17 protein-coding genes are annotated in these 23,618 nt (G+C 63.2%); 11 read left to right on the top strand and 6 right to left on the bottom strand.

What is annotated here, in order from left to right:
• Nucleotides 1-544: 544 nt before the first annotated feature.
• Entirely contained in the window at nucleotides 545-1,597 is a 1,053-nt protein-coding gene (locus AWB65_RS21290; RefSeq protein WP_087655605.1) for a sugar ABC transporter substrate-binding protein, read from the bottom strand.
• Nucleotides 1,598-1,790: 193 nt separating this feature from the next.
• Here AWB65_RS21290 and AWB65_RS21285 point away from each other — a divergent pair, with 193 nt between their 5' ends.
• Genes AWB65_RS21285 through AWB65_RS21270 form a run of 4 tightly spaced genes read left to right on the top strand, consistent with a single transcriptional unit; the run spans nucleotide 1,791 to nucleotide 4,977 of the window.
• Nucleotides 1,791-2,672: a MurR/RpiR family transcriptional regulator gene (locus AWB65_RS21285; RefSeq protein WP_087669030.1), complete on the top strand. Its 882-nt coding sequence runs from the start codon at nucleotides 1,791-1,793 to the stop codon at nucleotides 2,670-2,672.
• Complete coding sequence (gene iolG / locus AWB65_RS21280) at nucleotides 2,662-3,666, top strand: inositol 2-dehydrogenase (protein WP_087669028.1); 1,005 nt, start codon at nucleotides 2,662-2,664, stop codon at nucleotides 3,664-3,666. Before AWB65_RS21285 ends, iolG begins: the two co-directional genes overlap by 11 nt.
• On the top strand, nucleotides 3,663-4,694 hold the full coding sequence (locus AWB65_RS21275; RefSeq protein WP_087669027.1) for a Gfo/Idh/MocA family oxidoreductase: 1,032 nt from the start codon (nucleotides 3,663-3,665) through the stop codon (nucleotides 4,692-4,694). Before iolG ends, AWB65_RS21275 begins: the two co-directional genes overlap by 4 nt.
• Before the next feature lie 55 nt (nucleotides 4,695-4,749).
• Nucleotides 4,750-4,977 carry a sulfurtransferase TusA family protein gene (locus AWB65_RS21270; protein ID WP_062637362.1) on the top strand — a complete coding sequence of 76 codons (228 nt, stop codon included), beginning with the start codon at nucleotides 4,750-4,752 and terminating at the stop codon, nucleotides 4,975-4,977.
• 78 nt (nucleotides 4,978-5,055) lie between these two features.
• On the opposite strand, the gene galU is transcribed toward AWB65_RS21270, so the two are convergent.
• Together galU and AWB65_RS21260 are read right to left on the bottom strand one after the other, a co-directional pair.
• Nucleotides 5,056-5,937: a UTP--glucose-1-phosphate uridylyltransferase GalU gene (galU, locus tag AWB65_RS21265; RefSeq protein WP_087669026.1), complete on the bottom strand. Its 882-nt coding sequence runs from the start codon at nucleotides 5,935-5,937 to the stop codon at nucleotides 5,056-5,058.
• A gap of 65 nt (nucleotides 5,938-6,002) precedes the next feature.
• Nucleotides 6,003-8,870 (bottom strand): valine--tRNA ligase, encoded by a 2,868-nt coding sequence (locus AWB65_RS21260; RefSeq protein WP_087669025.1) that lies wholly within the window; start codon nucleotides 8,868-8,870, stop codon nucleotides 6,003-6,005.
• 150 nt (nucleotides 8,871-9,020) lie between these two features.
• Between AWB65_RS21260 and AWB65_RS21255 the strand changes: the two genes are divergently transcribed.
• The 5 genes from AWB65_RS21255 to AWB65_RS21235 all read left to right on the top strand — a co-directional run bounded on the left by AWB65_RS21255 (nucleotide 9,021) and on the right by AWB65_RS21235 (nucleotide 14,898).
• Complete coding sequence (locus AWB65_RS21255) at nucleotides 9,021-11,384, top strand: UvrD-helicase domain-containing protein (RefSeq protein WP_087669024.1); 2,364 nt, start codon at nucleotides 9,021-9,023, stop codon at nucleotides 11,382-11,384.
• A gap of 5 nt (nucleotides 11,385-11,389) precedes the next feature.
• Nucleotides 11,390-12,136 (top strand): 5'-methylthioadenosine/adenosylhomocysteine nucleosidase, encoded by a 747-nt coding sequence (locus AWB65_RS21250; protein ID WP_087669023.1) that lies wholly within the window; start codon nucleotides 11,390-11,392, stop codon nucleotides 12,134-12,136.
• Between the two features lie 88 nt (nucleotides 12,137-12,224).
• The gene (locus tag AWB65_RS21245; protein ID WP_087669022.1) at nucleotides 12,225-12,464 is read left to right on the top strand and encodes a hypothetical protein; all 240 of its coding nucleotides are present in this window, start codon (nucleotides 12,225-12,227) and stop codon (nucleotides 12,462-12,464) included.
• Nucleotides 12,461-12,943 (top strand): hypothetical protein, encoded by a 483-nt coding sequence (locus AWB65_RS21240; RefSeq protein ID WP_235007710.1) that lies wholly within the window; start codon nucleotides 12,461-12,463, stop codon nucleotides 12,941-12,943. Before AWB65_RS21245 ends, AWB65_RS21240 begins: the two co-directional genes overlap by 4 nt.
• Nucleotides 12,944-13,005: 62 nt before the next feature.
• Nucleotides 13,006-14,898 (top strand): propionate--CoA ligase, encoded by a 1,893-nt coding sequence (locus AWB65_RS21235; RefSeq protein ID WP_087669020.1) that lies wholly within the window; start codon nucleotides 13,006-13,008, stop codon nucleotides 14,896-14,898.
• A gap of 74 nt (nucleotides 14,899-14,972) precedes the next feature.
• Here the strand turns inward: AWB65_RS21235 and AWB65_RS21230 are convergent, their stop codons facing one another.
• Nucleotides 14,973-16,223, bottom strand: a complete 1,251-nt coding sequence (locus AWB65_RS21230) for an MFS transporter (protein WP_087669019.1) — start codon at nucleotides 16,221-16,223, stop codon at nucleotides 14,973-14,975.
• Between the two features lie 366 nt (nucleotides 16,224-16,589).
• Between AWB65_RS21230 and AWB65_RS21225 the strand changes: the two genes are divergently transcribed.
• A complete protein-coding gene (locus AWB65_RS21225) occupies nucleotides 16,590-18,242 on the top strand; it encodes a methyl-accepting chemotaxis protein (protein WP_087669018.1) in 1,653 nt (550 codons plus the stop codon).
• Between the two features lie 149 nt (nucleotides 18,243-18,391).
• Here AWB65_RS21225 and AWB65_RS21220 read toward each other — a convergent pair whose 3' ends face one another.
• On the bottom strand, nucleotides 18,392-19,867 hold the full coding sequence (locus AWB65_RS21220) for an HDOD domain-containing protein (RefSeq protein ID WP_087669017.1): 1,476 nt from the start codon (nucleotides 19,865-19,867) through the stop codon (nucleotides 18,392-18,394).
• Nucleotides 19,868-20,014: 147 nt separating this feature from the next.
• Entirely contained in the window at nucleotides 20,015-21,856 is a 1,842-nt protein-coding gene (locus AWB65_RS21215; protein WP_087669016.1) for a putative bifunctional diguanylate cyclase/phosphodiesterase, read from the bottom strand.
• 450 nt (nucleotides 21,857-22,306) lie between these two features.
• Between AWB65_RS21215 and AWB65_RS21210 the strand changes: the two genes are divergently transcribed.
• Entirely contained in the window at nucleotides 22,307-23,587 is a 1,281-nt protein-coding gene (locus AWB65_RS21210; protein ID WP_087669015.1) for an EAL and HDOD domain-containing protein, read from the top strand.
• Nucleotides 23,588-23,618: the final 31 nt, after the last annotated feature.

Raw genomic sequence — 23,618 nt, 5'->3', positions numbered from 1 at the left:
GGAAGCTGCTTTCTTTGCTTACTTTCTTTGCAGCAGCAAAGAAAGTGAGTCCCGCCCCGGACAGGGGCAGAGCAAATAGACCGCTAAGAAAGCAAGTTCCATAGAAGCTCAAGCGCATCAAACGGCGTTCAACAAACCCACCTCAAGCGCCAGCGTCAAGCCCTGTGCAAAGAAAGTGAGTCCCGCCCCGGACAGGGGCAGAGCAAATAGACCGCTAAGAAAGCAAGTTCCATAGAAGCTCAAGCGCATCAAACGGCGTTCAGCAAACCCACCTCAAGCGCCAGCGTCAAGCCCTGTGCAAAGAAAGTGAGTCCCGCCCCGGACAGGGGCAGAGCAAATAGACCGCTAAGAAAGCAAGTTCCATAGAAGCTCAAGCGCATCAGACGGCGTTCAACAAACCCACCTCAAGCGCCAGCGTCAAGCCCTGTGCAAAGAAAGTGAGTCCCGCCCCGGACAGGGGCAGAGCTAATAGACCGCTAAGAAAGCAAGTTCCATGGGAGCACGAGCGCATCGAACGGTTTAAGCAAAACAAGAACCCAAAGCGCTAGCGATACTGCCCCGCGTACTTCTGAACCTTGTCGAGGTTCTCCTTGGTAATAAACCCCGGCCCCGAGCGAATGTTCTTAGGCCCATACGACGGCTGCAAGCCATAAGTCTCAAGACGCGCCTTGAACTTCGGATTCGCTTCGAGGATCTGGCGGATCTTCACCGGATCGGTAGTCTTGTCCTTCTTCACGATAGCGAGCACCGCGACCGGGATATAACCCTGCAGGTACGGCTGCTGATCGATCGCGAACTTGATCGTGCCGTCCTTGATCGCCTTCGCGATGTCGTCGGAGAAGTCGAAAGTCACGAAGTAGATCTTGTTTTGCAGGCCCATCTGCGTAACGGTCTTGAGCGTCGCCGAGGCGGGCGTCGGTCCGAGCGTCAGGATCGCGTCCGTGTTCGGATGGTTGCGCAGATACGCGCCGACCTTCGACTGGATCTCTGTCGGGTCCTGCCCCGAATCGAGCGTCGCGCCCTTGTAATCGACGCCGAGCGCATCCGCGAAGCCGCGGCAGCGGTCGAAGGAAACCGTGTTCGTCGCGATATGGTTCACGCACAGGAACGACTTCACGCCCGCCGCCTTCGCCTTCTCGCCGGCGGCCTTGCCCGCGACGTACTCCGGCTGCCCGACGTGCATGATCGCGCCGAGCTGCGCGCTCTGTTCCTCGGTGCCGGAATTGATCGTGACGAGCGGAATCTTCTTCGCCGTCACCTTGTTCAGCGAGCTTTTCAGCACGTCGAAGTCGGCAATGGTCGTGATCACGCCGTCGTAGTTGCGCGCGGCCGCCTGCTCGATCAGCCGCGACATGTCCGCGATGTCGCCGTTGGGCGGATTGCGGTAATCGGTCTGGACGTTGAAGTCCTCGTCGGCCTGCTTGATCGCGTTCTTGATGGTGTTCCACCACGAGTCGGAATCCGGCGCGTGGCTGATCAGGACGAACTTGGCATCGGGTGCAGCAAGCGCTGCCGTCGACGTCATTGCTGCGGCGCCGCACAAGGCGGCGGCTGCGACCAGCGCGGAAAGCGCGGTCCGGCCTTTGCAAAGTCTCATTGTCTCCACCTATCCAGGTTGTTGTTTTAAGCGAGCGCCGCATCTCGATGCCGCTGCTCACGACCAAGATTAGGACAAGTTCGCGCGCTCTGCAATGGAAATTTTAAGCGTCAGGCAAATGGAAAATACATTCCATTTCGTGAATCCGCTCCCTATAATCAGCAGCATCGAATGTGTCGAAGAAGAGTCTCCCATGCAGGAAGAAACGAGCGCGGACGTGCAGAACGTCGACGACCTGATGCAGCGGATCACCGAGGCTTACGAGACGCTGCCGCGACAGTTGAAGAGCGTCGCGACGTATATCGAGCAGCATCGGTCGAACGTGATGATGGACCGCACGAGCGATATCGCGAGCGCGTGCGGCGTGCACCCGTCGGCGGTCGTGCGGTTTGCGCAGCGCTTCGGCTTTTCCGGTTTCTCCGACTTGCAGGCCGTATTCAAGCAGGCGTATGCCGGACAGAGCGGCTCGCCGCAGAGCTACCAGCAGCGCATCCGGAAACTGATCGACGAAAAGGCGGGGAAGGTGTCCGGTGTGTCGGTGGCGCGCGAGTTCATCGCGGCGAGCCGCACGGGCCTCGACGAACTCGAAGCCGGTCTCGACGACGAGCACTTCGAAGCCGCCGTGAAGATGCTGCAGCAGGCGGAGAACATTTACGTGATCGGCGTGCGGCGCTCGTTCGCGGTCGCGAGCTACATCGTCTATGCACTGCAACATACGCCGAAGCGCGTGCATCTCGTGTCGGGCTTCGGTGGCATGTATCGCGAGCAGATCCGCAGCGTGAGGAAGGGCGATGTTGTCGTCGCGATCAGCTTCGCGCCGTACGGCAAGGAGACGCAGTACTGCGTGCGCGCCGCGCAGCATCACGGCGCGAAAACGCTCGTGATCACTGACAGCCAGCTTTCGCCGCTCGCGCGTCACGCGAGCGCGCATCTGTTCGTGAAGGAGGGGAGCGCGTTCGCGTTCCGCTCGCTCACGAGCACCATCTGCCTGTGCCAGGCGCTCTTCATCGCGCTCGCGTACCGGCTCGAACTGAACGTCGAAGAATCCAAGGAGACAGGTGGCTATGACGATTGATGTGGCGGTTTTTGGGGCGGGACGCATCGGCAGGATTCACGCAGCGAATCTCGCGCGGCAGCCGGGCGTGCGGCTGAAATACGTCGTCGATGTGAACCGCGACGCGGCCGCCGCGCTCGCGGCGATTCACGGCGCGCAAGTCGCGGACATCGACGGCGCGATGGGCGATGCGTCGATTGGCGCGACGGTCGTGTGTTCGAGCACCGATACACACGCCGGCCTGATCCTGCAATCGGCGGGAGCGGGCAAGCATGTGTTCTGCGAGAAGCCGGTCGATCTCACGGTCGAGCGCGCGCGCGCCTGCGCCGATGCGGTCGCGAAGGCGGGTGTCGTGTGCATGATCGGCTTTCAGCGGCGCTTTGATCCGACGTTCTCGGCGTTGAAGGCGCGCGTCGAGGCGGGCGAGATCGGCGAGCCAGAGATGCTCGTCGTGACGAGCCGCGATCCGGGCGCGCCGCCGGTGGACTACATCCGGCATTCGGGCGGCATCTTCAAGGACATGCTGATCCACGATTTCGACATCTTCCGCTGGATGCTCGACGACGAAGCCGACACGCTGCACGCGACCGGCAGTTGCCTCTCCGACCCGGCGATCGCCGACGCGGGCGACATCGATTCGACGGCCGTCACGATCCGCACGAAGCGCGGGCGCCTGTGCCAGATCAACACGGCGCGGCGCGCGGCGTACGGCTACGATCAGCGCTTCGAATTGCTTGGCAGCGCCGGGATGCTGCAGGCGGGCAACGTGCGCCCGACCGAAGTCACGGCGTATTCGAAAACGGCGGTCTCCAGCGACGTGCCCGAGGCGTTCTTCCTCGAACGCTATCGCGCGGCGTACGCGCTCGAAATCGCGCATTTCTTCGAAGCGGTGACCGATGGAAAACCCGTGCGCACGACCGTCGCGGACGGCCTGAAAGCGCTGGAACTCGCCGAAGCCGCGACGCTTTCGTGGCGCGAAGGGCGCGTCGTCGAGCTCGGGGAGAACGTCGCATGAGCGCGCCGGTGAGAGTCGGGATCGTCGGGCTGGGGCGGCTGGGGCGCCGGCACGCGGAAAACCTCGCGTGGCGCGTGCCGGGCGCGACGCTCGTCGCGGCGTGCAGTCCGGTCGCCGAGGAGCGCGATTGGGCTCGCGCGAACCTGCCGGAACTCGCGATTTACGATAACTACGACACCTTGCTCGCCGACAAGTCGATCGACGCCGTCTGGCTCGTCACGCCGACGTCGCTGCATCCGGCGCAGATCATCGACGCGTTGCGGGCAGGCAAGCACGTGTTCTGCGAAAAACCGCTGTCGCTCGATCTCGACGAATGCGACCGCGTACTCGAAGAAAGCGCGCGACGTCCGGAATTGCAGGTGATGATCGGCTTCGTGCGCCGTTTCGACCCGAGTTATCGCGACGCTTTCGAAAAAGTCACGAAGGGCGCAATCGGCCGGCCGTTCATGGTGCGCTCGCAAACCTGCGACAAGAACGATCCCGATGGCTTTTTCGTGCGTTTCGCGCCGACTTCAGGCGGACTTTTCCTCGATTGCAGCGTCCACGACATCGATCTCGCGCGCTGGCTGCTCGGCAATCCGAAGCCGAAACGCGTCTTCGCGAGCGGCACGATCGCGATCCACGAAGGCCTGCGCGAATGCGGTGACATCGATAACGGCGTCGGCATCTGCGAATTCGAGGACGGTCGGCTCGCGGTGTTCTACGCATCGCGGACGATGGCGCACGGCCACGACACGCAAACCGAAGTGATCGGCACGGGCGGCATGCTCGCAGTGGGGCGCGGCGCGCGGGCGAATCGCGTGGAAATCGCCGATGCTTCGGGCGTGCGCAACGAATGCACGCCGACGTTCTTCGAGCGTTTCGAAGAAGCGTTCCTGCACGAGGCGCGCGCGTTCGTCGATGCGTTGCGGGGCGGGGCGCCGACCGGGCTCACGCTCGCGGACGCGCGCGAGGCGACGAGGATCGGCATCGCGCTGCGGGAGGCGTTCGAGAGCGGGCAACCGGTGAACCTGCAGGCGCTGCGGTAGAATCGGAAGGCTCCGATTTTAGGCAACTCAGCTAAGCAAAACCAAGGCTCACCCGATGCAAGTTCACAAGGAAGTCGATGCGCGCGGGCTCAACTGCCCGCTGCCCATCTTGCGGGCGAAAAAAGCCCTCGCGGACATGGAAAGCGGCCAGATTCTGAAAGTCCTGGCAACCGATCCGGGTTCGCAACGCGATTTCGCCGCATTCGCCAAACAGACCGGCAACGAAATCGTCGAATCGACGGCGCAGGACAAGACGTTTGTTTTTCTGATGCGCCGCCGCTGAAGCCGTTTTGAAAGCCTGAAAACGAAAATGCCCGCGATTCGCATCGCGGGCATTTTTTTCGAACCGACTCTCAGGCAATCAGCCTTCGAGAATCGGTGAACGCGTCTTCAGATATTCCTCGAAATCCGCCGCGACTTCAGGATGGCGCAGCGCGAATTCCACCGTCGCCTTCAGATAGCCGAGCTTGCTGCCGCAGTCGAAACGCGTACCGTGGTACTTGTACGCGAGCACTTGTTCGTCGGCGAGGAGCGACTGGATCGCGTCGGTCAACTGGAATTCCCCGCCCGCACCCGGCTTCAGTGCGCGGATGTGATCGAAAATGCGCGGCTTCAGCACATAACGCCCGACCACGCCCAGGTTCGACGGCGCCACCGCCGGTTCCGGCTTCTCGACGATACCGGCCAGCTTGAAAATATTGCTTTCCCATTCCTTGCCGTCGATCACGCCGTAGGACTTCGAGTCCTGCGCCGGAATCTCTTCGACGCCGATCACCGAGCTGTGATAGTGGTCGAAGACTTCGATCATCTGCGTCATCACGGGCGGCTTGCCGTACAGCAAGTCGTCCGCGAGGATCACGGCGAACGGGTTGTCGCCGACGAGCTTCTCGGCGCACAGCACCGCGTGGCCGAGGCCCAGCGCTTCGGCCTGACGTACGTAGAAGCAGTCGACGTGGCTCGGCTTGATGCTGCGCACGAGTTCCAGCAACTTGTCTTTGCCGCGCGCTTCGAGCTCGGCTTCGACTTCATACGATTTGTCGAAGTGATCTTCGATCGCGCGCTTGCTGCGGCCCGTGACGAAGATCATTTCGGTAATGCCTGCGGCCATCGCTTCTTCCACCGCGTATTGAATCAGCGGCTTGTCGACGACCGGCAGCATTTCCTTCGGGCTTGCCTTGGTCGCGGGGAGGAACCGGGTACCGAGACCTGCAACGGGAAAAACCGCTTTAGTAACTTTTAGCATGTGATGACCCTGATCCTCTAATTCGTGTTTGAAACGTCGAGCAATATCGGTAAGTCTGCGCTCGATCAGGCAGGAAGACGCAATAATTGCGCCTGGAGCTTTTCGATGGTCGATTCGTATTCTGCCAGCCTTTTTCGCTCTTGATCCACGACAGTGGCCGGCGCTTTTGAAACAAAACTCTCATTTCCGAGCTTGGCGTTACATTTGGAAACTTCACTTGCGAGCCGTTCGACTTCCTTCGACAACCGCTCGCGCTCGGCCGCGACGTCGATTTCCACTTTCAGCACCAGCTTGCTCGAACCGATGATCGCGACCGGCGCACCGTGCGCCTGCGCGTCGAGCGCGGCTTCGTCGGCGATGATCTGCACGTCCGACAGGCGCGCGAGTGCCTGCAGATAAGGCGCGAACGTCGTGAGACGGGCGGCGTCGCCGGTGGCGAGCATCGGCACTTTTACCGCCGGCGACAAATTCATCTCTCCGCGCAAATTACGGCACGCATCGATCACAGCCTTCAGTTCGGCGGCCCACTGTTCCGACGATTCATCGATTTTTTCCGTCTGCGCGTGCGGATAACGCTGCACCATGATCGATGCCTCGCCTTCCGCCGCTTCCGCAGGCCATGCGTCTGTCAGGGGCGCGACCTTCTGCCAGAGCGCCTCGGTGATGAACGGAATTACCGGATGCGCCAGACGCAGCACCGTTTCGAGCACGCGCAACAGCGTGCGGCGCGTGGCGCGCTGCTGTTCCGGCGTGCCGTTCTGAATCTGCACCTTTGCGAGTTCGAGATACCAGTCGCAGTATTCGTCCCACACGAATTTGTAGATCGTGCTCGCGACGTTGTCGAAACGGTAATCCGCGAAGCCTTTCTCGACTTCCGCTTCCACGCGTTGCAACAGCGACACGATCCAGAAATCGGCGGGCGAGTAGTCCGTGTAGCCGCCGGGGCCGCAGTCGCCCGGCTCGCATGCGCCGGGCTTGGAAAAGCCGCAATCGTGGCCTTCGGTATTCATCAGCACGAAGCGCGTCGCGTTCCAGAGCTTGTTGCAGAAATTGCGATACCCCTCGCAGCGTGCCAGATCAAAATTCACATTGCGACCGAGCGTTGCCATCGACGCCATCGTGAAGCGCAGCGCGTCGGTGCCGAACGCCGGGATGCCGTCGGGGAACTCCTTGCGCGTCTTCTTCTCGATCTGCGCAGCCTGCTTCGGATTCATGAGGCCGGTCGTGCGTTTCCTGACGAGTTCGTCGAGCGCGATGCCATCAACGATATCGATCGGGTCGAGCGTATTGCCCTTGCTCTTTGACATCTTCTGGCCTTCCGCGTCGCGCACGAGGCCGTGCACGTAGACGGTGTGAAACGGCACTGTCCCGGTGAAATGCGTGGTCATCATGACCATGCGTGCGACCCAGAAGAAGATGATGTCGAAGCCCGTCACGAGCACCGACGACGGCAGGAACGCCTGCAGTTCCTTCGTCTCATTGGGCCAGCCAAGCGATGAAAAAGGCACGAGCGCCGACGAGAACCAGGTGTCGAGCACGTCGTCGTCGCGGCGGAGCGCGCCTGTATACCCCTGCGACAGCGCTTCAGCGCGCGCCTCGTCTTCCGTCTTCGCGACGAAAATCTCGCCGTTCTCGCCGTACCACGCGGGAATCTGATGGCCCCACCACAATTGACGCGAAATGCACCAATCCTGGATGTTTTCGAGCCACTGATAGTAGGTCGTCGTCCAGTTTTCCGGCACGAACCTGATTTCGCCGTTCTTCACGACGTCGAGCGCCGTTTCCGCGATCGACTTGCCCGGATTGAACGTGCCTTCCGGCGCCGGCTTGCTCATCGCGACGAACCACTGGTCCGTCAGCATCGGCTCGATGACGACGCCCGTGCGGTCGCCGCGCGGCACCATCAGCTTGTGCGGCTTGACGGAATCGAGCAGGCCGAGCGCTTCGAGGTCCGCGACCACGAGCTTGCGTGCATCGAAACGATCCATGCCGCGATACTTTTCAGGCGCGTTGTCGTTGATTTTTGCGTCGAGCGTGAGGATTTCGATCTGCGGCAACTTATGACGCTGGCCGACCTGATAATCGTTGAAATCGTGCGCCGGCGTGACTTTCACGACGCCCGTGCCGAATTCGCGATCGACGTAATCGTCGGCGATGATCGGGATTTCGCGGTCGCACAGCGGCAGCATGACCGTTTTGCCGATGAGGGCCGCGTAACGCTCGTCTTCCGGATGCACCATCAGGGCGACGTCGCCGAGCATGGTCTCGGGGCGCGTGGTTGCGACCGTCAGATGACCCGAGCCGTCCGGCAGCGGGTACTTGATGTGCCACAGGCTCCCGTTTTCCTCCTCGCTGACCACTTCGAGGTCCGACACCGCCGTGCCAAGCACCGGGTCCCAGTTCACGAGCCGCTTGCCGCGATAGATCAGGCCCTGCTTGTAGAGCGTGACGAACACGTCGCGCACGGCGGCCGACATCTTGTCGTCCATCGTGAAATATTCGCGCGGCCAGTCGATCGATGCGCCCAGGCGCCGCACCTGATTCGTGATGGTCGAGCCGGATTCCTGCTTCCACGCCCACACGCGTTTCAGAAACTCCTCACGGCCGAGGTCGTGGCGCGACATGCCCTGCGCATCGAGCTGACGTTCCACGACGATCTGCGTCGCGATGCCCGCATGATCCGTCCCCGGCACCCACAGCGTGTTGTCGCCGAGCATGCGGTGGTAGCGCGTCAGGCCATCCATGATGGTCTGGTTGAACGCGTGGCCCATGTGCAGCGTGCCGGTGACGTTCGGCGGCGGGAGCTGGATCGAGAAATTCTTCGCGCCCGGAACGAAGGCCGGGGCGGCATAACCGCGTTTTTCCCATTCCGGGCCCCACTGGGACTCGATGTTCTGGGGCTCGAAGCTCTTCGCAAGCGTGCTGTCGCTCATTGTGGGATCTGCCGAAAAATGCGTGAAAAAATGCGGGGGAACGGGCAATTATAAGGTTTTACCGGCACCGTCGACGAATCGGGCAAAGCGGCGGGCGGCGCTGCCATCGGAGCGGTCTTATAATGTTCGACCCACCGGAAGACTTCCCTCATGCCCGATCTGCTTGCCAATCTGAATCCCGAACAACTCGCTGCCGTGACGCTGCCGAACGAGCCGGCGCTGATCCTCGCGGGCGCCGGCAGCGGCAAGACGCGCGTCCTGATCACGCGCATCGCGTGGCTGATCCAGCACGGCTACGCCTCGCCGCCGACCATCCTCGCCGTCACCTTCACGAACAAGGCGGCGCGCGAGATGATGGCGCGCCTGCAGGCGCTCCTGCCGATCGACACGCGCGGCATGTGGATCGGCACCTTCCACGGGCTGTGCAACCGGATGCTGCGCGCGCATTACCGCGACGCGGGCCTGCCGCAGACTTTCCAGATCCTCGATACCGCCGACCAGCTTTCCGCGATCAAGCGCCTGATGAAGGGCCTGAACATCGACGACGAGAAGTATCCGGCGAAGAACCTGCAGTACTTCATCAACAACGCGAAGGAACAGGGCCTGCGTCCAAAAGACGTCGATGCCACCGATGCCTTCAACCGCAAGTTCGTCGAGCTGTACGAGGCCTACGACCAGCAGTGCCAGCGAGAAGGCGTCGTCGATTTTCCGGAGCTGCTGCTGCGCTGCTACGAACTGCTCGCGCACAATCCGCCGTTGCGCGCGCACTACCAGGCGCGCTTTCGCAACATCCTCGTCGACGAGTTTCAGGACACGAACAAGCTGCAATACGCATGGCTGAAAATGCTCGCGGGCGAGCACAACGCGATCTTCGCGGTCGGCGACGACGATCAGTCGATCTACGCCTTTCGCGGCGCCAACGTCGGCAATATGCACGACTTCGAGCGCGAATTCCGCGTGCGAAATCTCATCAAGCTGGAGCAGAACTACCGCTCGCACGGCCATATTCTCGATACCGCGAACTTCCTGATCGCGAACAATTCGCGGCGGCTCGGCAAAAACCTGCGCACCGACGCGGGCCACGGCGAGCCGGTGCGCGTCTACGAAGCCGCGACCGATTCGCAGGAAGCGGGGTGGATCGTCGAGGAAATCAGGGCGCTGATCAATACGGGCCTGTCGCGCGGCGAGATCGCGGTGCTGTACCGGAGCAACGCGCAGTCGCGCACGATCGAGCACACGCTCGTGAACGTGGGCATTCCGTATCGCGTGTACGGCGGCCTGCGGTTTTTCGAGCGACAGGAAGTGAAGCACGCGCTCGCGTACCTGCGCCTGATCGACAACCCGAACGACGACACCGCTTTCGCGCGCGTCGTGAATTTCCCGACGCGCGGCATCGGTGCGCGTTCGATCGAGCAACTCGCCGACGCCGCGCGCCTCTACAACTGTTCGATGGCCGCCGCCGTGCCTTACGTGACGGGCAAGGCGGGATCGAGCCTCGGCAGTTTCGCGATGCTGATCGCGAAGATGCGTGCCGAAACGCAGCAGATGAGCCTGCCGGAGACGGTCGAGCACGTGATCCGCGCGAGCGGCCTCGCTGGGCACTATGAAACCGAGCGCGAAGGGCAGGACCGGCTGGAGAACTTGCAGGAAGTCGTGAACGCGGCGGCGGCGTTCGTCAGCGAGGAGGGTTACGGACTCGACACGCCCGCGCGCTCGATCCCGCTGCGCCCCGGCGCGACGGCCGCGCCCGAAATCGCGCTCGCGACCGACGATCCCGGCATCGACGTGCTCGACGCCGCGAGTCCCGCCGATCCCGCGCAAAACCCCGACACGATGACGCCGCTCGCGGGCTTTTTGTCGCACGCATCGCTTGAAGCCGGCGACAACCAGGCGCAGGCCGGCCAGGACGCCGTGCAGTTGATGACGGTGCACGCGGCGAAGGGGCTTGAATTCACGGCGGTGTTCATCACCGGGATGGAAGAGGGCCTGTTCCCGCACGAGAACAGCGCGCAGGAAACCGACGGCCTCGAGGAAGAGCGCCGCCTCGCGTATGTCGCGATCACGCGGGCGAAGGAGCGGCTGTATCTATCGTTTGCGCAGAGCCGGATGTTGCACGGCCAGACGCGCTACAACATCCGATCGCGCTTTTTCGACGAACTGCCCGAAGGCTCGCTCAAGTGGCTCACGCCGAAGGTCGAGGCGGGCGCGCGCTGGGGCGGCCGCTCGGACAACGCTGGGTGGGGCCGCGACTGGTTCGCGCGGCCCGGTCGCGAGCGCACCGCCGACTATGTGAATCCCGACGCCGGCGCGCCGGTTCCGGCGTTCGCCAACACGCAGCGCGCCGCGGACACCGGTTTCAAGGTCGGTCAGGGAGTCTTTCACACGAAGTTCGGCGAAGGCACGGTGACGGCGCTCGAAGGCGCCGGCGCCGATGCCCGCGCGCAAGTGCGTTTCAAGCGCCACGGCGAGAAGTGGCTGGCGCTGGCGGTCGCGAAACTTCAGCCGGTCGAGTGACGGCGATGCTCGGCATCATGGCCGCGCTGCCGCAGGAACTCGGCGATCTGATCGCCGGGATGCGTGCGGCCGGTGAAGTAGAAACGCTGACGCTCGGTCAGCGCGAATACACCGTCGGCGAGGCGCACGGCGTGCGTTGCGTCGTGACGCTCGCGCGCATCGGCAAGGTCGCCGCCGCCACGACGGCCAGCGCGCTGATCCACGCGTTCAATGTCGATGCGGTTCTGTTCACGGGCGTCGCGGGCGGCGTGCATGCGGACGTGCAGGTGGGCGATATCGTCGTCGCGGATGCGCTGTTGCAGCACGATCTCGACGCGTCACCGCTGTTTCCGCGCTTCGAGGTGCCGCTGCTCGACAAATCGCGCTTCGAGGCCTCTGCCGAACTGAGCGCCGCGCTGTTCAGCGCCTGCGAGGCGTTTCTCGCCGACGAAGGCGCGGCGTTGCAGAGCCACTTCGCGGTCGTGCGTCCGCGCGTGCATCGCGGGCTGGTGGTGAGCGGCGATCGCTTCATCGCGAGTCACGAGGGCCTGATGGCATTGCGCGACGCCTTGCCCGATGCGCTCGCCGTCGAGATGGAAGGCGCCGCGCTCGCGCAGGTCTGCTATGAGTACGGCGTGCCGTGCGCGGTCGTGCGCACGATCTCCGATACCGCCGATGCCGCTGCTCCCGCCTCCTTCGCCGAATTCCTCGCGGCGATTGCCTCCACTTACTCCTCCGGCGTTCTGTCGCGTTTCCTGCGCGCGCAAACCTGAAATCGCGCCATCGGACAATCGGATAAATCCTGCTTGTAGTTGAGAATCATTCTCAACTACAATGGGTTTCGCACGACAGGAGGCTTTCATGCCACAGGCGCCAACCGATTCCATACCGACCGATCAGCCGACATCCGCGATCTCCGCGAACGCGGCGAAGGTGCTCGACACCACGCGCCGCGCGTGGCAGACGAGCGCGGCCGCCGCGCCCGTTGAGAGCGAGCGTGCGACGCAAAAGGCATCGTCGAAGAAACGGGTTCGGCCGCGCCGCTCGCAGTGGGGCAACCTCGTCGCCGCATTGAATTATTGGAGCCCAAGACCGCTGTGATTGCATCCGACCTCAAGTCCACACTCGCGCCGGCCCGAGTCCCGCATGCCCCTGACCAGCCGATGCACGACGCCAGCCGCTTCCCGCTCGTGCGCCTGCGCCGGCGGGCGGTGCAATCGGGCTACGCGTTCGCATGGCGCGCCGAAATGCAGCGGCTGCTCGCGCTTGCGACGCCGTTCGTGATCGTCAGCGAGCATTGCGCCGACGAAACCCCCGACGACACGCGTCTGCGCGCCGCCTGGCTGCGCTCGCAGCAGGCGACGCTCTCGGCGTATTGCCGTGGTTTCATCGTGATCGAACCGCGCATCGAAGCCCGCGCGACGACGCGCGAAGCGTGGCGCGTCGTGACGCAGGGCAGTGGCGTTCGCACGGTGATCGTCTCGGGAATGCGCGTCGCGGGCGAACTCGCGCCGGTGCTTCTGAAGCACTCGCCCGGCGAGCAGGAACACGCGCCCGCGCATAGGGCCGCCCCTCTCTAGCACGCCCTGACGGCCTGCTCTATGCTCTGAAGCAGCCTGCACACTGCTATCAGAGGGAGCGAATGCCGACTTATCGTGAAGAGTTTCGCCGTTCGATCGAGCAACCCGAGCAGTTCTGGGCCGAAGAGGCCCGCCGCATCCACTGGGAGACGCCGTTCGAACAGGTGCTCGACCGCAGTCGTCCGCCGTTCGCGCGCTGGTTCATCGGCGGAACGACGAATCTCTGCTATAACGCCGTCGATCGCCATCTCGCGACGCGCGCGCAACAGAACGCGTTGATCTACGTTTCGACCGAGACGGGCATCGAGCGCCGCTACACGTACGCGGAACTGCATGCCGAAGTGAACCGCATGGCCGCGGTGATGCGCTCGTTGAACGTGAAGAAGGGCGATCGCGTGCTGATCTATCTGCCGATGATCGCCGAGGCGCTCTTCGCGATGCTCGCCTGCGCGCGGCTCGGCGCGATCCATTCGGTCGTGTTCGGCGGCTTCGCGGCGCCGAATCTCGCGGCGCGCATCGACGACGCGAAGCCCGCGCTCATCATCACGGCCGACGCCGGCGCGCGTGCGGGCAAGGTGATCGACTACACGCCGCTCGTCGACGAAGCGCTTGCGCGCGCCGAGTACAAGGTGCCGCAGGTCTTGCTGATCGACCGGCAGCTCGCGCCCGAGCGTCTGCAGGCGAATTACCTGATCGCCTACGAGCCGCTGCGCGAAAAGTTCTTCGATGCCTACGTGCCGTGCGAATGGCTCGAATCGAACGAGCCGTCGTACGTGCTCTACACGTCCGGCACGACGGGCCGGCCGAAAGGCGTTCAGCGCGACGTCGGCGGTTATGCGGTGGCGCTCGCGGCATCGATGGAACATATCTTCCAGGGCGCGCCCGGCGATGTGATGTTCACCGCGTCGGATATCGGCTGGGTAGTCGGGCACAGCTACATCATCTATGCGCCGCTGATCGCGGGGCTCACCACCGTCATGTACGAAGGTACGCCGGTGCGGCCGGACGGCGGCATCTGGTGGCGGCTCGTCGAGCAGTACAGGATCAACCTGATGTTCACCGCGCCGACCGCGATCCGCGTGCTCAAGAAGCAGGACCCGCAACTGATGTCGCAGGCCGATCTGTCGAGCCTGCGCGCGCTTTTTCTCGCCGGCGAACCGCTCGACGAACCCACCGCGCAATGGATCCAGAGCGCGCTGAAGCGCCCCGTCATCGATAACTACTGGCAGACCGAAACCGGCTGGCCGATGATCGCGATCCCGCACGGCATCGAGGACTTGCCGCCGAAGCTCGGCTCGCCCGGCGTGCCGTCAATGGGCTTCAACCTCACCGTGCGCAACGAGCAGACGGGCGAGGTTTGCGCGCCGGGCGAAAAAGGCGTGATCGCGCTCGACTATCCGCTGCCGCCGGGCTGCATGCAGACGGTCTGGGGCGACGACCGGCGCTTCATCGATACGTACTGGAAAAGCGTGCCGAACCAGCAGGTCTATTCGACCTTCGACTGGGGCGTGCGCGACGAGGACGGCTATGTGTCGATCCTCGGCCGCACCGATGACGTGATCAACGTGGCGGGGCATCGGCTGGGCACGCGGGAGATCGAGGAGGCGCTTTCAAGCCATCCGGCGGTGGCGGAAGTGGCGGTGGTCGGCGTCGCGGATGCGCTCAAAGGGCAGGCGGCGCTCGCGTTCGTCGTGTTGCGCGACGCGGAGCGGCTGAACGCGCCGGGCGCGCGGCAAGGACTGGAGGCGGAACTGACGCATACCGTGGATACGCAACTCGGCGCGATCGCGCGGCCGGCGCGCGTGCATTTCGTATCGATGCTGCCGAAGACGCGTTCGGGCAAGCTCCTGCGTCGTGCAATCGCTGCGCTCGCGGAAGGACGCGAGCCGGGCGAATTGCCGACCATCGAGGACATAAGCGCGTTGCAGCAGGTGAAAGCTGCGTTGAGCGAATAGCGCTGTAAAAAGCTAAAAAGCCGCTTCGAAAGTTCGAAGCGGCTTTTCTTTCCGGCTAAGGCATGGCTTGGACCTCAAGCCTTCTTCAACTTCGGCTCCGTCGTCCTTGGCAGGAACACCGCGAGCAAGCCAAGCAGCGGCAGGAATGAACACAGCTTGTATACGTAGTCGATGCTCGTCGCATCGGCGAGATGGCCGAGCACGGCCGCACCGATGCCGCCCATCCCGAACGCGAAGCCGAAGAACAGCCCCGCGACCATCCCGACCTTGCCGGGAATCAGCTCCTGCGCATAGACGAGGATCGCCGAGAACGCCGATGCCAGCACGAGCCCGATGATCACCGACAACACGCCCGTCCAGAACAGATTCGCATAGGGCAGGAGCAGCGTGAACGGCGCGACGCCCAGGATCGATACCCAGATCACGACCTTGCGCCCAATACGGTCACCGACCGGCCCGCCGATGATCGTCCCCGCCGCGACAGCCGCGAGGAACACGAACAGATGAATCTGCGCCGTCTGCACGCTCATGCCGAACTTGCTGATCAGATAGAACGTGAAGTAGCTCATGATGCTCGCCATGTAGAAATACTTGGAGAACACGAGCAGCACGAGCACGCTCATCGCGGCGATGACCTTGTTGCGCGGTAAAGTTGCATGTGCAACTTGTGCGCGTCCCTTCTTCGTCGCGGGATGACGCTTGTACCAGCGGCCGATATTCGTGAGCACGACGATCGCAACCAGTGCCGCCGCCGAGAACCACGCGATGCTCTTCTGGCCGTGCGGAATCACGATCAGCGCGGCGAGCAGCGGCCCGAGCGACGAACCGGCGTTGCCGCCCACCTGAAAGAGCGATTGCGCGAGACCGTGCTTGCCGCCGGACGCCATGCGCGCCACCCGCGACGACTCCGGATGAAACACCGACGACCCGCAGCCGACGAGCGCCGCCGCGACGAGGAGCGTTGGAAAGTTGCCCGCAACCGACATCAGCAACAGACCCGAAAGCGTGAAGCCCATGCCGACGGGCAGCGAATACGGCTTCGGATGCTTGTCGGTGTAGAGGCCGACGAGCGGCTGCAGAAGCGACGCCGTTATCTGGTAAGTGAGCGTGATCAGCCCGATCTGGCCGAACGAGAGCGCGAATTCGCTCTTGAACATCGGATAGATCGCGAGGATCAGCGACTGGATCATGTCGTTCAGCAGGTGCGAAAAGCTGATCGCGCCCAGCACCGAATAAACGGTGCGCTGCGGATTGATGGCAGCCGTTGTATTCGCGGTAGCAGAAGGCGTCGCCGCAAGCGCGGCTTTGTCGATACTCGTTTGCATGGTGAGAAAAGGCCCGGAAGGTTGTCTCGTGATTCTCGTCGCGTGAAGCGTTTCCCGCCCGCGTGTTGTTTTAATCGATTCATGAGCGGGTGGCATTTCTCGTAGTGTAGTTTGTCCGGTATGCGTTGTCCTGCCAACCTTTGTCGCGAAACGGACAGCGGACGAAGCCTGAAAGCTTTCGTCTGCCTTTTCCGCACGCGCGTTTATTTTGGCCGGGTATAACGCGGAACCGGCTGCCGGATTGTGAAACGCCCCGCGCGTATACGCTCATTCAAGTATCGCAACGAAGCTGCCGTAGACCAGTGACAAAGGCGTGCGTCACAAGCGACATCGCCTTGCAACCAGAATCATTCGGGGAATGAATCGATGAAACCGTTTTCGCTACGCGGCCATACCGGCGCGGGCTTCGTCTCGCAAGCCGCCAACCTCCGGCACACCCATCGCGCGGCCAAGGGCGGCCTGACAGTCAAGGCATCGCTCAGGCTCGCCTTTGCGCTGATTCTGGCGGGCACGCTCGCGATCGGCATCATCGCGCTCACGCAGATCAGCCGTCTCAACGCTTCGACTGAAACGATCTACACGCAGGGGTACGTCGCAAGCCGCGCCGCCGAGGAAACGCGTGGCTACGTGCTGCGCGCGAGCCGTTCGCAGAAGATGTTGCTCACCGCGACCACCGCGAAGGAACGCGAAGAACTCGGCGGGCAGATCGATCGCGCGCTCGGCGACATCGGCCGGGAACAGGCGCAGTTGCGGCAATACGTCGATGCGTCGGATCAGGACGCGCTTGCGCAGCAAAAGCGCCTCGCCACCGCGATCACGACGTGGAGCGGCAATCTGCGCGCCTTCGTCAAGCTCGTGCAGGAACAGCCGCTCGATCTGTCGCAGATGAACTGGCAGGTCGGCATTCAGGATGTGTCGCTGCTAGTGGAGACGGGCAAGCTCGAAAAGATGGTCGACGATCTCGTCACGCGTCGCGGCAGCGCGGCCAAATCGACCATCGATGCCGCCTCGTTCATCTATCACTCGTCGTTCGTCATGCTCTCCGCGCTAACCGTCGCGATCTTCGTGCTGGCGATCGTTGTGAGTGAATGGGTCGTGCGGCGCCTGGCGGGGCAACTCGGCGGCGAGCCGGTCTATGCGAAGGAAATCGCGCGCCGGATCGCGGCGGGCGATCTGTCGAACCACATCGATATCGCGAAGCGCGACAACGCAAGCATGCTGCGCGCGCTGTCGGAGATGCAGTCGGGGTTGTCGTCGACGGTAGGCGAGATCGCGGCGAGCGCGGAGGCGATTGCATCGGCGTCGAGCGAAATTTCTACGGGCAACGTCGATTTATCGCATCGCACGGAGCAGCAGGCGGTCGCGCTCGAAAAGACCGCGACGAGCATGGAGCAGTTGACGTCGACGGTGCGCCAGAACGCCGATAACGCCCAGCAGGCGAGCGTGCTTGCGCATAACGCATCGGCGATTGCGGAGAAGGGCGGGGTGGTGGTTGGGCGCGTCGTCGCGACGATGGAGCAGATCAACGCTAGCTCAAGGAGTATCGGCGACATCATCGGCGTGATCGAAGGCATTGCCTTTCAGACCAATATCCTTGCTTTGAACGCGGCCGTCGAGGCGGCGCGTGCCGGGGAGCAGGGGCGCGGGTTTGCTGTCGTCGCGGGCGAGGTGCGCAGTCTCGCCCAACGATCGTCGGCGGCGGCCAAGGAGATCAAAGGGCTGATTCACGCGTCCGTTTCGCGGGTGACGGATGGATCGACTTATGCGCAGGAAGCCGGAGCGACGATGGATGAGGTCGTGCGGGCGGTCAAGCGTGTGACCGACATCATGGGCGAGATTTCAGCGGCTTCGGCCGAGCAGAAGAGCGGAATCGAGGCGATCAGCCACGCCGTCACGCAGATGGATGCGGGGACGCAGCAGAATGCGGCTCTCGTCGAGGAAGCTGCGGCTGCGGCGCAATCGCTCGATGATCAGGCGCGGGCGCTCAAAGGGCTTGTGCAGAAGTTTCAACTGGCGTGAAGATAATCGCTGGCGCGTTGATGCGCCAGTGGTCTTTTCATAGACGCCTAAGCGCATCAAAAAAGCAAAAAGACCGCTAAGGAAAATCATTCCTTAGCGGTCTTAGCACATCAAGCGTTTCAATGTAAAAAGCGCAAGCACCTCAGCGCCTACAAAAGCTCCACTTCCTTCCAATCCGCATTGGAAAAGAACCGGCTAAGTTCCCGCGTCAGCTCATTGAGCGCACTCATCTCCGGCGGCGTGATCTTGCGCACCTGCGGCTGCAACGTCCAATCACCGTATACGAGCGCGACGGTCGAATCCTTGGCCTTCACGGGCAGCAGAACAAACGCCTGTGCGTCGCCGAAAGCGTTCTTGAACCATCGCGGCAGGCGCGCATCGATCCGCGGATCGTGAGCGTTCTCGATAAATATGCCGACAGGATTCGAGATCGCAAGATGAAACACATCCGGCTGAAAAGCCGCATCGAACCGCAACGCCGGCAGCATCTTCTCGACGTTCGGCCCAAGTCCCAGCCGCGCCTGAAACTCGTCATTGGCCTGCCGCACGAAGACCACCGTGCGTGAAAATCCCAGCCCCGCAAGCACTGCTTCAGAAGCCAGCGCAAGCACCGGCCCAAGCGCGTTTTTGGAAGGCAGCGAACGCAGATCCTCGAGACCCGCGCCGATGCGCGCCTCCGCCGTTATTCCCGCCCGCGCAATAGCATCGGCATTCGCGCGCAGCTCGACGATCTCGCGCATCACGCCGTCGCCGCTCTCTTCGTTCGCGAGCGCGAGGCTCATCGCGGCGAGCGTCTCGGCGTCGGTGTTCAACGCGACGCTGTAGCGGTTCGCGATATCGACCAGCAACGTCTCGCGGCTGGCGTCAGCCATGTTTTGCGCGGTGAGCGCATCGGCGACTTCGGTCGAATAATTGGTGACCGCCTGCAGCCAGCGCACGTGGCGCGGCTTGGTTTCGTCGGGCGGCGCGAGCGGATCGCTCACCTGCATGCCCGAACGGATCGTCTCGGGCAGACGCCAGCGGTCCGCGGCCTCGATCCCGATCTCCTCGAACGACACGCCGAGCAGCACGGCACAAGCGTGGCTATCGGTAATGTTTTCGGCGGCAGCCTTGCGGCGCAACTGATCCCACTCGCTCTCAAGATAAAACGCGACGAGCAGCTTGCCGATCTGCCGCATCAGCGTGCAGACGACCGCTTCCTCGGCCGAACGCAGGTCGGTGTTCTCGGTGATCTGCCGCGCGACGGCGCCGGAAAGCAGGGTGCGGTTGAGTTCGAGCTTGGCGTCGATCCGGCGCGGCGCGCTCGCATGAAAATGATCGACGAGCTTGAGCCCTACGACGAGATGGCCGACCGCATCCATGCCGAGCACCATCAGCGCGCGCGTGACGGTCGTGATGTTGCCGCCGAACGCCATGTACATCGCCGAATTGGCGAGGCGCAGCACCTTTTGCGTGAGGCCGAAGTCCGACAGCACGACTTGCACGAGGGCGGTGAAGTCGAGGTCGTCGTCGCTCATCGCGGACACGGTCGTGCGCAGCGCCTGCGAGAGCATCGGGAAATCCCCGCGCTCGCTCATGCGCTGCCACAGCTTGTCCAGTAATTCGGCCTTGACGGTGCTTGCCATGCGTATTGTGAGAAAGCCCTACACGTGCCGCGTCGGCTTGGCCGGCGCGGCGTAAATCATCGGCGAGGAGACCCTGAAGTCATATCAGGCCGGACGATATCCGATGGTGCAGCACGCTGTCCGATTAAAACACGAACGTGCCCTGAATCATAATGCCTCGTGCAGGAACAGCGAATTGGACTTGAAGGACCGGGCCAGCTCCTCCGACGGCAACGCGTGGCTGATCAGCCAGCCTTGTATGTGGTCGCACCCCATCTCGGTCAACAAGTCGCGCTGCGCCTCGGTCTCCACGCCCTCCGCAACGAGTTCCAGCCCGAGCGACTGCGCAAGCCCCACTACGGCGCTCACGATCGCACGGTTATTGCGTGACGTGAGCAGGTTCTCGACGAAACTCCGGTCGATTTTAAGCTTCGACAACGGGAAGCGCTGCAGGTAGGCGAGGCTCGAATAGCCGGTGCCGAAATCGTCGACGGCAAAGCGGATGCCGAACGCCCGCAGCGTTTCCAGGAGACGCGTGGCCTCTTCAGGATCGTGCATCAGCAGGCTTTCGGTGATCTCGAAGACGAGCCGCTCGGGATCGAGTCCTGTCAGCGCGAGCGCTTCCTGCACGGCGAAGGTGAAGCGCTTGTCGCGGAACTGCTGCGGCGACACGTTCACCGACACATATTCGAGCCGGATGCCGATCGCGTCCCATTGCACGAGCTGCATGCAGGCCGCCTTCAGCACCCAGTTGCCCAGGTAATTGATGAGCCCGATCGACTCGGCGAGCGGAATGAAATCCGACGGCGGCACGAGGCCGTGCACCGGATGCTGCCAGCGCATCAGCGCTTCGACACCCACCACGCCGCCCGACAGGCTGCTCGTGATCGGCTGAAAGTGCAGCGAGAACTCGCCGTTGCGCACGGCCTCGTACAGGTCGGCTTCGAGCTTCAGGCGCTCGGCGTCGGCGGTATCGTCGTCGATTGCGTGGAAGACGAGTGTATTGCCGCCCGCTTCCTTCGCCTCCGCGAGTGCGTGGTCGGCCATGCGCAAGAGATGCGCGTCGACGGTACCGGGCGCGCTCGTCGCCGGTCCCGCGTGGTCCGGATACAACGCCACGCCGACACTCGCCGACAAATGCGTGTGCTGTCCGCGATACCGGTACGGCTGCGCGATGGCGGTCAAGAGGCGCCGGCCGAGGTTCTCGGCCGATTCCGCGGTCGCGCCGGCGGGCAGCAGCACGGCGAATTCGTCGCTCGCGATGCGCGCCACGGTCTCGCCCTGTCCGGCCGCGTGCTGGATGCGCCGCGCGGTCTCGCGCAGCATGTCGTCGCCGGCGTCGTAGCCGAGCGCGCGGTTGATGCGTTGATAGTCGTCGATATCGATGAGCACGAGCGCGGCCTGCGTGCGCGTGTGCTCGGCTTCCGCCTGCACGGCGTTGACGGCCGGGATCAGCGCGGCGAGATTGGCCAGGCCCGTCAGCGGGTCGTGGTTCAGCGCGTGCGTGAGCTTCGCTTCGTTGTCACGCCAGTGCGAGACCTCGAACGCGGCGAGCGCGAAGCCGGGCACACCTTGCGCGGCGGTCGAAAAGAGCCGCAATTCGACGCAGATCGGATAGGTCAGCGACTTGACGAGCGAGAGCGTCGCCGATTCCAGCTTGCCGCTCGTCTTCGCACGCGCGACGAGCGCGTTCAGTTCGTCGGCTTCGGACGACGGCACGAGGTCGTGCAACGTCAGCATGCCGAGATAGTCGCGGTGATAGCCAATGAATGCGATGCTCGCATCGGACACGTAGACGAAGCGCAGCGCGTCGTCGATCTGCGCGAGGAAATCGACGGCGGTGAGTGTGGCTTCGAGCGGTTTCAGCACGGCTTCGGGCGGCGTCGCGTCTTCTACAGGCAACGACGCAGCCACCACGGCCCGGGGACGCGCCCGCACGAGCCCGAGCACGGTCTCGAGTGCGATGCGCCAGGGACTGCGGCGTTTGGCGGTGATCCGGTTCGCTTGCATGTTTTCGTTTGGTTTTCTGGTTGCGCGACCCATCGGGTGGACGAATAACGGCACGTCCGTGAGGGACGCCGCGCACGGTTCGCCGAGGCTTTTTCGCGCGGCAGTTACACGCCCTATCAGGCAGGTTATCGGCTTTGTCAGGGTTTTTCTTTAATTGACCGCCGCCCCGGCAGCGTGTGTCGCGCGATGCTTGTGGGATCAGTGTGTCAAGGGTTTGTCCGCGTGGGGGTATCAGGGTGTGCGAAAGCGTTTTCGGTTACAGTGTCGCGAATCTCATAGCGCCGCTCGCCAGCGGATTTTTCATGCGCCAGGCGAGCCAAAACAATCATCTAATACGCGCTATTTGCCTGTTGCATTCCGATCCGCACATCACGTCCTCGACTTGCCTGATCATGTGTGATGCGAGTTCCTTGCGGCCAATGGCTGCACTTTCCCTGTCATGTTCGAGTCATGGAAGATTTGTTGAAGCCGGCTGAACCCGGCGAAGCACGCGAACCGGAGAGCGTCTATCTCGGACGCCAGCCGATTCTCGATCGCGCCGGCGCACTGCACGCCTACGAACTGCTGTTTCGCGACAGCCCGGAGAACCGCGCGCGCATCCACGACGACGTCCAGGCGACCGCGCATGTCGTCGCGCGCACGGTCGGCGAGATCGGGCTGTCGGCGGTGCTGGGCGACTATCGCGGCTACGTGAACATGAATCGCGCGCTGCTCTTCGACGACATCGTCCACATCATGCCGCCCGGGCGCTTCGTGCTCGAGTTGCTGGAAACGATCACCTTCGACGCCGCGCTCTTTCGGCGCTGCACGCAGTTGCGCGAGGCGGGCTTCCAGTTCGCGCTCGATGACGTCGTCGCCCTCGATGACCAGATCCTGAGCGCGCTGCCTTACGTCGACAAGGTGAAGGTCGATTTCCTTGGCGTCGAGGAAGGGCGCCTGCCCGAGCTTGCGCGCGTGCTCAAGCGCCACGGCAAGGCGCTCGTCGCCGAAAAGATCGAGACGCACGAGGACTTCGTGCGCGCGCGCGATCTCGGCTTCGACTACTTTCAGGGCTATTTCTTCGCGCGACCGCAAGTGCTCGCGACCCGCCGTCCGAGCGCATCGCGCGCCGCGCTCCTGAGCCTTCTGACGCTGCTCGCCGACGAACCCGCGATGGGGCGGCTCGAACTCGAATTGAAGCGCAATCCGGAGATCGTCGTGCAATTGTTGCGCGTCGCGAATTCGAGTGCGTTCGGCTTGAGCCGGCAAGTGTCGTCGTTGCGCGAGGCGGTCGCGGCGATCGGCACGCGGCAGATCGCGCGCTGGACGCAGTTGCTGCTCTACGCGGGCGGGCGCGGCCTGCCGTGGCGCTCCGACCCGCTCGTGCAGCTCGTCGGCACGCGCGCGCGATTCATGGAACTTGCGGCGCGCGAGTTGCGTCCATCAGATGAAGCGTTCGCCGACGCCGCTTTTCTCACCGGCATCTTTTCGCTCGTGCACGTGGTGCTCGACATGCCGCCCGCGGAGGTCCTCGACCAGTTGAAGGTGTCGGAGTCGATCCGCGCGGCGATCATCGACGGCGAGGGCGCATTGGGCATGCTGCTGCGGATCTCGCAGGCAGCGGATCGCGGCGATTCGCCGGAAGTCGACGCGAGCATCTCCGATCCCGCGTTCGCGCACCTCACGCCCGCATTGCTGGCAAAGCTTCAGGTCGATGCGGCGACGTGGTTCGCGGCGCACCGGCTGGAATGAGACGTGCGCTGGTGTTTTGTTTTAGACGTAT

This window comes from Caballeronia humi, from assembly GCF_001544475.1.
Lineage (GTDB): Bacteria > Pseudomonadota > Gammaproteobacteria > Burkholderiales > Burkholderiaceae > Caballeronia > Caballeronia humi.
This window is presented reverse-complemented; position numbering and strand designations above follow the sequence as displayed.